Genomic DNA, 12,574 nt, shown 5'->3' with positions numbered 1-12,574 from the left:
TCGAATTGATCCTTCCTCCTTTAGTCTCGCGGAGGCCGCCTCTACACGGCGGCCTCTCCGGTGTGCTGCCTCTCCGTAACGAAGAAGGGCTGCGTGTGGCCGATTCCCTGCGAGCAATCGTCGGCGTGGTTGCTAGCGGCCGCCGGGGGGGCTACGGCGTTCGTGGCCCCGAGGCAACCCTTGCTAGCGAACTAAGTCGACACCTGTTGTACGCAGATAGGTCGCTTTGGGTCGATAGAAAGTTCGCGCGCTGTCGATTTCTCCCCCAGTGTGGCGCGTCTCGAGACGCGCAAGTTGTCTCTAAGGTGTTTCCTGATTTGAGTTTACGTCGATAATCGCCTCCTAGCGGCGTTGCTGGCCGTGGTGAGCCGCGGGCGCCGAGCTGCGCGTGCCGATCCCGCCCAAACTAACAGCCAGCGATCGATTTTCATTGCGTTGGACTCTATGGCCGGGCGGCGTCGATGAGACTCCTAGGGAACGTTCTGGACCAGAGAATCCGCCCAGGGAAGAAGGCGCCGGTATGGCAAGAATCGCAGCAGTCACGATCGTCCTAGCAACCTGCCAGTTGGCCGCCGCGGCGGGCCCGATCCCGCTGAAGCCCTCTCAGGCCCACCCGGCGGTCCAGGTCGCCACAGAGATTGAGATCGACGGCGTGGTGATCGCCAAGGCCCACCTGCCCGCCCTCAAGGGCGCCGAGCGGGAAACCGCGGTCCGGAAAATGCCGCTTACCGTCCGTGGCGCCCTGAACTACGACGAACGCCAGCTCGTCAGGCCGGGCGCCGGCGAGACCCCGCGGTCCATCCGCCACTACCGCCAGGCCTCGGCCACGCTGCGGATCGACGGCGAGCAGATCGGCCGCGCGTTGGCGCCAGAGCACCAGACGATTGTTGCGGAAACGCGCGAGGGGGACGGGGTGTTGTTCTGCCCCAACGGACCGCTGCGCCGCGAAGAGCTCGACCTGATCACGGTGATCGGAGACACGCTGCGGCTAGACGGCCTGCTACCGGCCGAGCCCGTGGCCGAACGCGCCCAGTGGGCCGTGCCCAGCGACGTGATGGGGCCGCTGCTGGGGGTGCAGGGCGTTTCAGACTGCAGCGTCCGCGGCCAAGTGGTCGAGGCGAACCCGCGTTACGCAAAGCTGGAGTGGGCCGGCACGGTCACCGGAGCGATCGAGGGCTCGGCGGCCGACTTCGAGATCCGCGCCGTCGGTCTGTTCGACCGTGGCCGCGAGATGCTCACCCAGGTCAACTGGGCGGTCCGAGAGAACCGCCGCCCGGGGCCCGCGACCCCCGGCTTCGAGGGGATCATCAAGACGCGCTTCGCCTTGAGCCCCATCGCGTTGTCGGAACCGTTGTCGGACCAGCACGTGAAGCAGATCGAGGTGGTCCCCATGGACGAGTCGATGGTTCTCGAGCTGCGTGAGCCCGGTCTGGGGATCGCCGCCCGCCACGACCGGCAGTGGTACGTCGCGGCGCGTGACCGCGGGTCGGTGACGCTGCGACGCGCCGTGGGACCGGTGGTGGTGGCCGACGCCACCATCCGCCGCCTGCCCACCGGCAGGTCGTCCGCGGCGCCGACTCTGGCCGCCTTCGAGTCCGAGGTGCGCGCCGCCGCCGGCGAACGCTTCGGCACTGTCGCCCGCGCCGAAGAGTGGGCGACCGACAACGGATCGCGGTGCCTGGCGTTGGTAGTCCAGGGGGTCGTCGAGTCGGTCCCGGTTGAGCAGCGGTACTTCTTGGTGCTGCACCCGGGGGGAGAGCAGACCTCCGTGGCGGTCACCGCCGCGCAGGACGTCGCCGACCGGCTGGCGGATCACGACCGCGACCTGATCGACGGCCTGACGGTGTTCCAGCCGCAGTCGAGCACGCCCGCCCCCCCGGTGCGGTCGGCATCGCGGCCCGTGCGGCGCCGCTAGAAGCGGCGCAGCGGGCAATGCGGGAGGGAACCTACGCGCCGCTCACGCGGTTTCCCACCGCATCGCCAGCACCCTGGCGATCACCAGCAGCGCCACGGCGGACACGGCCATCACGGCCAGCTCGGGGCCGAGCTGCGTCGCGGGCAGGTTCCGCCAGAAGAGCTTGTTGTAGCCATCGATGGCCCAGGCGTTGAACGTTGCGCGGCCGAACTGTTGCATCGACTCGCTCATCACGTAGCGCGGCACCATGCTGCCGCCCACGGCGGACATGGTGAGGATCAAGATCGTCGACACCGCGTTCAGTTGGGCGCGCGACCGGCACGCCGCGGCCATGGCGAGCGCCAGGCTCGCCGCGGCGCCGGCGGTGACCGCCGTCATCAACAAGAAGCCCGGCAGCCGCCCGAGGACGTCGACGCCGAACATCAGTTGGGCCCAGCCGAACATCACCAGCACCTGCAAGAACCCGATCGACGCCAGAAACAGCCACTTGCCCAGCAGCAGCTTCGACATCGACAGCCGGCTGCACATCAGGCGTTCGAGCGTCTGTGTTTCTTCTTCTTCCAGCAGCGATCCGGCGTTCCCGCTTGCCGTGAACAGCAGGAACATCACCGCGATCCCGGCCGCAAACTGCGAGACCACCGGGTTCGACTTCCCCTCGGCGAGCAGGTCGAGCACGCGGACCGGCGCCCCGAACGGGGACGCCACGGCCTCCGGAGAGGACCCCGCCGCCGGCGAGGCCGGGATCTGAAGCTCGGCGATCGTCCGCCCGACCGCCTGGTGCACCAGCGCCTCAACCACGCGCGGCGCGACAGGATCGGACGTGTCCGCGGCGATCGTGAGCGTCAGGGGGTCGCTCCGCATCAGGCTGTCCGCCCACCCCGCCGGGGCGACGATCGCTAGCTTCGCCCGACCGCTGAGCACCTCCTGGCACGACGCGGTCAGGTCTTCCCACTCGGCCGGTTCCGTCGGGGGGGCGGCGGTCGACACCCGCAGCAGCGGGTCGGAGGCCAGCCGCGCGAACACGGCTCGGCTGAGTGGGGTTTGATCGAGGTCGACCAGCGCGGTCGCAACCTCCCCGCTGCCCACCTCCTCGCGGCGATCAAAGATCAACGCGAAGATGCTGAAGAACACCACCGGCACGATGAACACCAGCAGCATCTCGAGCCTGCCGTGCCAGAGCCGCTGGAAGCCGATCCGCATCACTTGGGCGATCATTCGCGCAGCTCCCGTCCGGTCAGGTGAAGAAAGACGGTGTGAAGCGTCGGCGCCGCCACGGTTACGTCCTCAACCCTCCCCCCCGCGGCGCCGATCCGCGCCAGCAGCGGCGGCAGCTCCGCCGCGATATCGACCACCCTGCCCCGCAGCGTGGCGTCGGCCGGGTCGTACCAAAGGTTGTCCCAGTGCATCCCGGCCAACCGGGACGCGGAACCGTCGATCTTCACCTGCACCGCGCGGGCGCGCCCCACGGTGCGGTCGATTAGTTCCGCCAGGGTCCCTTCGGCCGCCAGCCGCCCGTGGTCGATAATCACGATCCGGTCGCACCGGTCTTGCGCTTCTTCGAGTTGATGGGTCGTGAGCACGATCGACGTCCCTTCGGCGTGCAGCGAGTCCAGCATGTTGAAGATCCGCTCGCGGCTCTGCGGGTCGACCCCCACGGTCGGCTCGTCCAGCAGCAGCACGCGCGGGCGGTGCAGCACGCCGCACGCGATGTTCACGCGGCGTTTCATCCCCCCGGAGAAGGTCTTCACCAGCGCGGCCGCGCGGTCGGCTAGCCCGGTCCACTCCAGCGCCCACGCCACGCGCTGGCGCAGCGCCGTGCCGCGCAGCCCGTGGAACCTTCCGAAGGCCCAAAGGTTCTCGGAGGTGGTTAGGTCGGGGTAGACGGCCAGTTCTTGGGGGACAAACCCCAACTCGCTTCGGTCGCTGCGCGGCCCGAGCCGGCGCCCCATCAGCGAGACGTAGCCGGAGTCGGGGCGGACGCGGCCGCAGATGCAGCGGATGAGCGTCGTCTTTCCCGCGCCGTTGGGCCCCAGCAGCGCGAGCCGCTCTGCCGGCCGGACGCCGAACGACACGTCGCAGAGCGCCTGGGCGCCGCCGAACTTCTTCGCGACGCCGGTGACTTCGAGGGCTGCACGCATCGGGGCTTGGGTAGGACGCCGGGTCGCAGGGTAGGAGCGGCCGGATCATAGAGAACGCCCGCCCTGGCGCAAGGCGAGTTTGCCGATTGGGCCCGCCGCGGTACAGTTTTTTGCTCGGGCGCCAGCACCGCGGCCGGCCAGCACTTTCAGAGGCGCTCCCATGTTGCACGCCTACTACAGCGACGGGCACGACTTACCGCTCCCACCCGGCCACCGCTTCCCCCAGGCCAAGTACCGCCTGCTGAGGCGCCGTGTTGAGGTGCTAGCAGAAACGATGGCCGTTTCGTTGGCGCCCGCCCCGCTAGCGACCGACGCCGAGCTGTTGTTGGTCCACACCGGCGACTACGTACGCCGCGTGCGCGCCGGCGAGCTCAGCAAGCAGGAACAGCGCGAGATCGGCTTCCCCTGGTCGCCCGAGTTCGTCACCCGCGCGCTGGCGTCTACCGGCGCCACGCTGGCGGCGGCCCGCGACGCGGCGGACCGGGGGGGCTGGGGCGTTCACCTGGCGGGCGGCACGCACCACGCGTTTGCCGACCGCGGGCAGGGCTTCTGCGTGTTCAACGACATCACGGTCGCCGTGCGGGCGCTCCGCCGCGAGGGCCGGCTGGAGCGGGCGATGATCGTTGACTGCGACGTCCACCAGGGGAACGGCACCGCCGCCATCTTTGCCGACGACCCGCACACGTTCACCCTCAGCCTGCACGGGGCCAAGAACTTTCCGCTCCGCAAGGAGGTGAGCGACCTCGACGTCCCTCTGCCCGACGGCTGCGACGACGCCCGCTACCTGGCGGTGCTGGACCGCGCCCTCGACGCGGCGCTGGGCAGATTCACGCCGGAGTGGGCGTTCTACCTGTCGGGCGCCGACGCCTACGAGGCGGACCGCTACGGCCGGATGAAGCTCACCCGCGCGGGGCTGCGGCAGCGAGATGAGCGCGTTTTGCGGCGCTTCCGGGACGCCGGCACACCGGTCGTCGCCGCGATGGGGGGCGGCTACGCACCAGACGAGCAGGCGATCGCGGACATCCACGCCGCAACCATCGAGGTGCTAGCGCGCCTCGCGCCGGGCTAGCGGCTACGCCGGTGGCAACAACGCCTGCTGGTCTTCCACGTAGTCGCGGATTTGTGCTTCATACTGCCCCGAGTCCATCAGCACGATCCCCAGGAACAGGGCCATAAAGACGATCGCGCTGAGCAGGATCACCCCGTTGAACAGCTTGTCGTGCAGCAGGTGCATGAAGATCAACGCCACCATCGCGGACTTCACCACCGCGATGCCGAGCGTGACGAAGATATCGGCGCGGCCCATGTCTACCTGCGCGAGGACCGACGTGAGCACCGTGAGCGCCACGAGCGCAATGAACGTAGCGATCAGCACCGCGCCGCTGGTGACGTGGTGGTGGGGGACGGTGGAGTCGTGGGCGTGGGACATGGCGAGTGACAATCTCGGGAGCGGGCTGCGCTTTGGGGCGATCAATGAATCAGGTAAAGCAGCGGGAACAGGAAGATCCAGACCAAGTCGACCAAGTGCCAGTAGAGCCCGACCCCTTCGACCGGGTCGAAGTAGTGGGGGCCGAAGTCGCCGCGGCCGATCCGTCCTACGATCCACAGGATCGCCAGGATGCCCCCGATGATGTGCAGGGCGTGCACGCCGGTCATGGCGAAGTAGATGCTGAAGAAGTTGCCGGCGTTCACCTCGCCCTCGACCCGCGGAGCGGGGGCGGGCGCCTCGGGGGCGTGCTCGGCCGCTTCGCCTTCGGGCGCCGCCTCGGCCCCTTCCGCGGCGTGCTCGTCCACGGGGTGTGCTTCGGCCGCTTTGTCGATTGCTTCAGCTGCGGCGATGCCTTCCAGGCCTTCCAGTTCGGCCTCACCGTGGGCTGCCGCGACGTGCTGGCTCATGTGGGACTCGACCTCGTAGGCCTGGATGCCGTTGGCGATGACGATGCCGGCGCCGGCCGAAGCGATGACCGCGCCGACCGAGAAGGAGATCCAGCCGCGTCCCGGCTTGGGGCCCGACTTCTGCTTCCAGCCGAAGCCCATCGTGGCGACGCCGATCACCATGCACCAGAACACCGTCCATACCAGGTTGTGCTGGATCACGCCGAACTGCACCTCGGGGTCGGGCGCGTACCGGCCGGCCCAGTAGAGGCCCTCGTACAGCTTGTACATGTACTCAACCGCCTTGACCCCCATGAACATCCCCGCGCAAGCGAGGGTGAAGATGTGGGTCCACAGCAGCGTCTTCTGGTCGTTGAGCTGGGCGGCCCGCACGCCCCAGGCCACCGCGAGGCTGCTGGCCAGCAGCACGATGGTGTTGAACGCCCCCAGCGTGGGGTTGAGGTAGTGGTGCGCGTTGAGGAACACTTCCGGGTGGTTGGCCCGGTAGACCGCGTAGGCGGCGAACAGCCCGGCGAAGAAAAGCACCTCTTGCGCCAGGAACAGCCACACGCCCAGTTTCGCGGCGCTGGTCTGCTGCTGCGGGCTCTCGAAGTGGTGCGCCAACCATTCCGGATGATCGTGACCCTCTGCGTGGTGGTCCTGATCGTGCTGCGGCGTGGTCGCGGTGAGTTCAGCGGTAGACATGTTGGGCCATACCCAGAGTCGCAGGTGCGGTGCGGGGCGGGCGGCGATCGCCGGGGCCCCACTGCTTGCTGTCTCTCTTGGTCTTCTCCGTGCTCGGAAGGGATCGGTGCTGCTACGGGTGGAATCAGACGGGGTCTTGCATCGGCTTGGTCGTCCGGTCTGGAACGACCTCGTAGTAGCCATCGATCGCGGGATCGTACTTGATGTCGTCGTACACGTAGGGGGGACCCATGATGGGGTTCACCTCAAAGTTTTGCTGCGTGGGCGGCGAGCAGCACTTCCACTCCAGCGTCGCGGCGCCCCACGGGTTGGCGGGCGCCTTGCGGCCGTACCAGAGCGACGCGATCAGCGTCCCCGCGGCGATAAAGAGCCCGGCGCCCAGGATCAACGCGCCCACGGTAGAGATCCGGTGCAGCGTGGTGAACGTCTCGAGCAGTTCGGGGGTGACCGGGAACGCGTCGGAACCCTCGTAGCTGGCGTACCGGCGGGGCATGCCCTTCACGCCCAGGATGAACTGGGTGAAGAACGTGAGGTTGAACCCGATGAACACAATGATGGCCGAAAGCTGCCCGAAGCGCTCGTTGTACATCCGGCCGAACAGCTTGGGCCACCAGTAGAACAGCGCCGCCAAGAAGGAGATCAGCGTTCCGCCCATCATCACGTAGTGGAAGTGGGCCACCACGAAGTAGGTGTCGTGCAGGTGGATGTCGGTCGCCAGGGCGCCCAGCGGCAGGCCCGTCAGCCCGCCGATGGTGAACAGCGCCATGAAGCTGATCGCGTAGCACATGGGCGTGTTGAAGTGGATCGACCCCTTGTACATCGTCGCCAGCCAGTTAAACACCTTGATGGCGGACGGGATCGCCACGGCGAACGTCAAGAAGCTGAAGATGGCCGTCGCCAGGGCGCTCTGGCCGCTGGTGAACATGTGGTGGCCCCAAACCAGGAAGCCGATCAGCGCGATCGCGATCGAGCTGTACGCGATGAACCGGTAGCCGAAGATGTGCTTGCGGCTGAACGTGGGGATCACTTCGCTGATCACCCCCATCGCCGGCAGGATCATGATGTACACGGCCGGGTGGCTGTAGAACCAGAAGAAGTGTTGGAACAGCACCGGGTCGCCGCCGCGGGCGGAGTCGAAGATGCCGATGCCCAGCATCCGCTCGGTCATCAGCAGCAGCAGCGTGATCGCCAGCACCGGCGTCGCCAGCACCTGGATGATGCTGGTGGCGTAGATGGACCACAAGAACAGCGGCATCCGGAACCAGGTCATGCCGCGGGGACGCATCGTGTTGATCGTGACGATGAAGTTCAGCCCGGTGAAGATCGAGCTAAACCCCAGGATGAAGACGCCCATCGTGGCGAGCACCACCGGGCCGGTGGTGGTGACGCTGTAGGGGGTGTAGAAGGTCCAGCCGGTGTCGAGCCCGGTGGTTAATAGCGCCGCGATAAAGAAGCAGGCGCCGACAAAGTAGAGGTGGAAGCTGGCCAGGTTGAGCCGCGGGAACGCAACGTCCTTGGCGCCCACCATGATCGGCACGACGAAGTTGCCCAGCGCCGCGGGGATGCTGGGGATGATGAACAAGAACACCATGATCGCGCCGTGCAGCGTGAAGACCTGGTTGAAATTGTTCTTGGCGATCTCGGCCCTGGCGGTCGCGTCGGCGCCCTGGCCGAAGGCCAATAGGTCGGCCGCCGGGTTCCACAGCTCCAGCCGGATGAGGATCGCCAGCAGGCCTCCGATCAAGAAGAACCCGAGGATCCCGCACAGGTACATCACCCCGATCCGTTTATGGTCGAGCGTGAACGCCCAACTCATCAGCCCGCCGCCGGTAAGGTAGCTGGGCCCCTCGGGGATCTCCACGCGGCGCCCTGTTTCTCCGGAAACGAGCGGCTTGCTGGTGTGGGCTATCATCTTCAGGTCTTAGGTTTTGGGTCTTAGTCGTTCGCTAAGAAAACAACACTCGGCGCCAAAGCAGCCGACGGGCTACGCCCCGTCGCCGGACGACTCAACGGGCGTATCATCGGTCGTCTCGGGGGACTCGCTCGACGGCGCCTTGGAGGGCTCGGCCCCCTCGGCTCCCTGCGATGCTTCGTTCGCGTCCGCCTTCTCCCCTGCTTCGCCAGCCTCGGGCTCTTGCTCGGCTCCGTTCTGCTCGGCCGCGCCCTCTTCGGCTTCGGCGCCTTCTTCACCCTCGATCGCGGGCCACTGGGTTTCGAAGCCCTCGATATTGATGCTCTTGATAAACGCGATCAACGCGTAGATCTCGTCGTCTTTGAGCTGCCCCTGGTAGGAGGGCATCACGGGGTTGAAGCCGTCATGCACCTTGGCCATCGGGTTGAGGATGGACTCGCGGATGTAGTTCTCGTCCATCAGCACCGGGCCGCCCGTCTTCATCTTCTGCTCCTTGCCCCAGCCCCCCTTGAAGCTGGGCCCGGTGCGGGCGGCGCCGTCGAGCGAGTGGCACTGCACACAGCCGCGGTTTTGGTACAGCGTTTGGCCCGCGATCACCGGGTTGTTTTCCTTTCTGGGGTCGATCACCCCTTCGAGGAACTTCTGGAAGTCGGCGTCGTTGTCGTACACCACCACCCGGCTCACCATGGTGGAGTGGCTGGTGCCGCAGTACTCGGCGCAGAACAGCTCGAACCCGTCTCCCGGGTCGGAGCCGGTCGCCTCGGTGGCCTCAAACCAGCAGGTGTTGTAGCGGCCCGGGACGCAGTCCATCTTCATGCGGAACGCCGGCACAAAGATGCTGTGCAGCACGTCTTTGGATTGAAGCACCAGCTTGATCGGCCGCCCCTTGGGGACGTGCAGCTCCGGCGCGATGCCGCCGTTGGGGTACTGGAAGCTCCAGTTCCACTTCTGTGCGATCACCTGCACCTCAAACGCGTTGTCGGGGACCGTCCGCAGCTCCATGAAGCCGCTGAAGCCCAGGCCGAAGATCACGAACACCAGCATCACGGGGATGATGGTCCACGTCGCCTCGAGCAGGTTGTTGTGGTGGGGAGAGTGCTCCGGGGCGTGTCCCGGCCGGTGGCGGTACCACACCATGAAGAACAACATCAACCCGACAATCAGCACAAAGAAAAACGTGCTGAGCCAGAGGATGAAGTAGAACAGCGAGTCCACCGTCGGCACAAACGTCGAACCGCTGTTGAAGAACCAGAAGCTGGCGAGCGGCGGTAGGTGGGCGGTTGTCATGATTGGATGCGGGAAGGGTCGGGTGTCTGCGCTGCGGGTGTCTGCACTGCGGATAACTACGCTGCGGAGGTTTCGGGGTCGGACTGCGAGTCCGGCGGCGGGGCCTCGTCTCGGCCGCCGCGACGCCAGAACCAGAACGGCGTGAGCGTAGCGGCCAGCATGACCACCGTGATCCCGCCGGCGACCTTCATGATCTGCACCGCCACGGGGGCGTAACGCCCCTTGGTGTGGTCGTAGACGAAACAGGTAAGCAGGAACTGATCGAGCGCAGAGCCGACCTTGCCGTCGGCCGCCTCCACCATGCTCAGACGCAGCGTCTGCGGGTCGAGGGCGATGCCCGACAAGTACCGCGACACCACGCCGTCGGGCGTGCAGACAATCGTGGCGGCCGTGTGGGCGTACTCACGCGTGTCGGGCAGGTACTTGTAGCGGAACCCAACGGCGTCGGCGAGCGCGGTGATGTTCCGCTGGCTGCCGATGAGGAACCGCCAGCCGCGCTCCCCAGAGGGGCGGCCGTACTGCTGCACGTACTTCTCCTTGGTCATCCGCGCCTTGTCGACGGTCTCGAGCGGGTCGATGCTGACGCTCACGACGTCGAACTCCTTCCCGACAGACCACTCCATTTGGTCGAGCGTGCGGGCCAAGCCGTTGAGCTGCTCGCGGCACAGCATCGGGCAATCGGAGTAGTTCAGCGACAGCAGCACGGGACGCGTGCCGTTGAACAGGTCGGCCGTGGAGACCACGTCGCCGCGGTCGTCGCGGAACTTCAGCCCCAGCGGGATCTGCTCGCCCCGCTTCTCGTCGATCCCAACATCCTGCATCTCGACCGGCGTGTCCTCGACCAACTGGGCCAGCGCGGCGTGCGGCCCTAGCAGCAGGCACGTCAGCAGCGCACAGGTCGGGGCGACGCTCCGGGAGAGGGGTCTCGGGTCGCGGTGGTAGCTGTTAGGACTTCGCATTGTCTTGCTCGGCTGAGCCGCTTCCGGCTGAGCTACCTCCGACGGAGTCCCCCCCGGCAGAGGTGTCGTCCGCGGTTTCGGCGGGGGTTTCAGCTGGGGTCTGGGCTTCGTTCTGACCTTGCTTGGCGCTGGATCCGGCGGCCTGATTGCCGCCGTCGGTTTGCAATTCGGCGATCACCAGTTGCATGGCGACGTCGATGGGGATCACGTACTTGGCGCCGTCGCCGTCCCAACGTGCGATCTGCTGGTCCTGCTTCAGGACGGCGTCTCTGGCGTCTTGATAGTCCACCACATCGAACTTCGCGGTTTCCGCCCCTTTTGCATAGTAGTACAGCACGGCCGTTCCGAGGATGGCTGCAATCGTCAACAGCACGGAAACCGCGCCCACCACCAGGATGGCCGGCGCGTTGATGTCGTCCTGCTCGACCCCAGAAACGGGGATCGGGTCGGGTTCACCGGACAATTCGGGGGGCATGTCGGACATGGCGTCGCAAACCGCTCGTTAGTGTTCCTGGAACGCGAGGGACTCGGCTAGCCGCGGGTCGCGGATCGGCAGCAGCCACTTTCCGCGGGCCTGGTACAGGATGGCCGCAAAGAACAGCATCTTTACTCCGGCGAGGGCGAGCAGCATCGTGATCAGCTCCGTGCCGGACAGCGGCACGCGGTCGGGGCTGTAGCTGGGCATGATCAGGTAGAACAGGTCCACCAACTGCATCAACAGCATCCAGACCGCCCAGAAGGTCATCGCGGCCCGGTTGCGGCGGACCGCCTTGCTCATGAACCCAAGGAACGGGATCAGCAGGTGCCCGAACAGCAGCACCAGCGACACCCACACCCAGCCGTGGTTCTGCCGCACGGCGAACCACTCGGTCTCTTCCGGGATGTTGGCGTACCAGATCAGCATGTACTGCGAGTAGGCCATGTAGGCCCAGAAGATGACAAACGCGAACATCAGCTTGGCGATGTCGTGACGGTGGTCGACGGTGATCGATTCGGTAAGCATCCCGCGGCTCTGAACGCGGCCCACCAGCAGCATCAGGAACGACATGAACGCCAGGAACGCCCCGGAGAAGATGTAGACGCCAAAGATGGAGCTGAACCAGTGGGGCGACAGCGACATGAATAGGTCGAACGACGCTAGGTTGAGCGTGATCGCGAACAGCAGCACGCCCGGGCCGCTGTAGCGGGCCAGCCTGCGTAGCGGTTCGACCTGGCCATTTTCGTCCTGACGGACCGAGACGCCGACGAACAGCCACGCCAGCCCCACCCAGCAGACGAAGTAGATCGCCAGCCGGATCGCGAACCAGGTTGGGTTGAGCCAGCTAGCCTTGGCGGCCAGCACCGCGTCTTCGGCCACCAGGGCCGTGTCGTTCCACTTGTAGAGCTGATGGTCTCCCATCAGCACCAGCGCCGCGATCGGCAGGAACAGCACCGCGAACAACGGCATCGTGCCGGCGACGAGCTCCGATAGACGGCGGAGCACCGTGGCCCAGCGGCCACCCATCAGGTGGTGGGCCATCACGAAGAACAGCCCGCCCAGGGCGATCGTCAGGTAGTAGCTGGCGGCCAGCAGGTAGGCGTGCCAGAACAGCGGCAGGTTGCTCGCGGAGTAGCTCACGGCGGCCGCGCCGGCGATCAACCCGACGCCCAGCACGAACAGGCCGGTCGCCCAACCGGTGACATCGGCGCCGGCTTGACGCAGTTCACGGGACGTTGTGACGGAGGCTTCGGCCATTTCGGTTGAGTCAGTAAGAAAGTAGGTTCGGAGCACAGCGGCCGGCAG

At 66.5% G+C, this 12,574-nt stretch carries 11 protein-coding genes; 2 read left to right on the top strand and 9 right to left on the bottom strand.

The window, feature by feature from the left end; genetic code table 11:
- The first annotated feature begins 520 nt into the window (after nucleotides 1-520).
- Entirely contained in the window at nucleotides 521-1,915 is a 1,395-nt protein-coding gene (locus Pla175_RS24945; RefSeq protein WP_145291793.1) for a hypothetical protein, read from the top strand.
- A gap of 42 nt (nucleotides 1,916-1,957) precedes the next feature.
- On the opposite strand, the gene Pla175_RS24940 is transcribed toward Pla175_RS24945, so the two are convergent.
- The gene (locus Pla175_RS24940) at nucleotides 1,958-3,130 is read right to left on the bottom strand and encodes an ABC transporter permease (RefSeq protein WP_145291792.1); all 1,173 of its coding nucleotides are present in this window, start codon (nucleotides 3,128-3,130) and stop codon (nucleotides 1,958-1,960) included.
- Nucleotides 3,127-4,053 carry an ABC transporter ATP-binding protein gene (locus Pla175_RS24935; protein WP_145291791.1) on the bottom strand — a complete coding sequence of 309 codons (927 nt, stop codon included), beginning with the start codon at nucleotides 4,051-4,053 and terminating at the stop codon, nucleotides 3,127-3,129. The genes Pla175_RS24940 and Pla175_RS24935 overlap by 4 nt, the downstream gene beginning before the upstream one ends.
- 160 nt (nucleotides 4,054-4,213) lie before the next feature.
- On the opposite strand from Pla175_RS24935, the gene Pla175_RS24930 reads away from it, so the two are divergent.
- Nucleotides 4,214-5,122, top strand: coding sequence for a histone deacetylase family protein (locus Pla175_RS24930; protein ID WP_231954069.1), 909 nt, complete (start codon nucleotides 4,214-4,216; stop codon nucleotides 5,120-5,122).
- 3 nt (nucleotides 5,123-5,125) lie between these two features.
- Here Pla175_RS24930 and Pla175_RS24925 read toward each other — a convergent pair whose 3' ends face one another.
- From Pla175_RS24925 to Pla175_RS24895, 7 genes are all read right to left on the bottom strand, one after another.
- Entirely contained in the window at nucleotides 5,126-5,482 is a 357-nt protein-coding gene (locus Pla175_RS24925) for a cytochrome C oxidase subunit IV family protein (protein WP_145291790.1), read from the bottom strand.
- Between the two features lie 41 nt (nucleotides 5,483-5,523).
- Nucleotides 5,524-6,633 (bottom strand): cytochrome c oxidase subunit 3, encoded by a 1,110-nt coding sequence (locus Pla175_RS24920; RefSeq protein ID WP_197527141.1) that lies wholly within the window; start codon nucleotides 6,631-6,633, stop codon nucleotides 5,524-5,526.
- Between the two features lie 124 nt (nucleotides 6,634-6,757).
- On the bottom strand, nucleotides 6,758-8,545 hold the full coding sequence (gene ctaD, locus Pla175_RS24915; RefSeq protein ID WP_145291788.1) for a cytochrome c oxidase subunit I: 1,788 nt from the start codon (nucleotides 8,543-8,545) through the stop codon (nucleotides 6,758-6,760).
- A 72-nt stretch (nucleotides 8,546-8,617) separates the two neighbouring features.
- Complete coding sequence (gene coxB / locus Pla175_RS24910; protein ID WP_145291787.1) at nucleotides 8,618-9,832, bottom strand: cytochrome c oxidase subunit II; 1,215 nt, start codon at nucleotides 9,830-9,832, stop codon at nucleotides 8,618-8,620.
- Between the two features lie 56 nt (nucleotides 9,833-9,888).
- On the bottom strand, nucleotides 9,889-10,791 hold the full coding sequence (locus Pla175_RS24905; protein WP_145291786.1) for an SCO family protein: 903 nt from the start codon (nucleotides 10,789-10,791) through the stop codon (nucleotides 9,889-9,891).
- Nucleotides 10,778-11,266, bottom strand: a complete 489-nt coding sequence (locus tag Pla175_RS24900) for a hypothetical protein (RefSeq protein ID WP_145291785.1) — start codon at nucleotides 11,264-11,266, stop codon at nucleotides 10,778-10,780. Before Pla175_RS24900 ends, Pla175_RS24905 begins: the two co-directional genes overlap by 14 nt.
- A 27-nt stretch (nucleotides 11,267-11,293) precedes the next feature.
- Complete coding sequence (locus tag Pla175_RS24895) at nucleotides 11,294-12,526, bottom strand: quinol:cytochrome C oxidoreductase (RefSeq protein ID WP_145291784.1); 1,233 nt, start codon at nucleotides 12,524-12,526, stop codon at nucleotides 11,294-11,296.
- Nucleotides 12,527-12,574 lie beyond the last annotated feature (48 nt).

This window comes from Pirellulimonas nuda (genome assembly GCF_007750855.1).
In the GTDB taxonomy this organism is placed as follows: Bacteria; Planctomycetota; Planctomycetia; order Pirellulales; family Lacipirellulaceae; genus Pirellulimonas; species Pirellulimonas nuda.
Note: the sequence above shows the minus strand (reverse complement) of the source record. Positions and strands in the feature narration are given on the sequence as shown.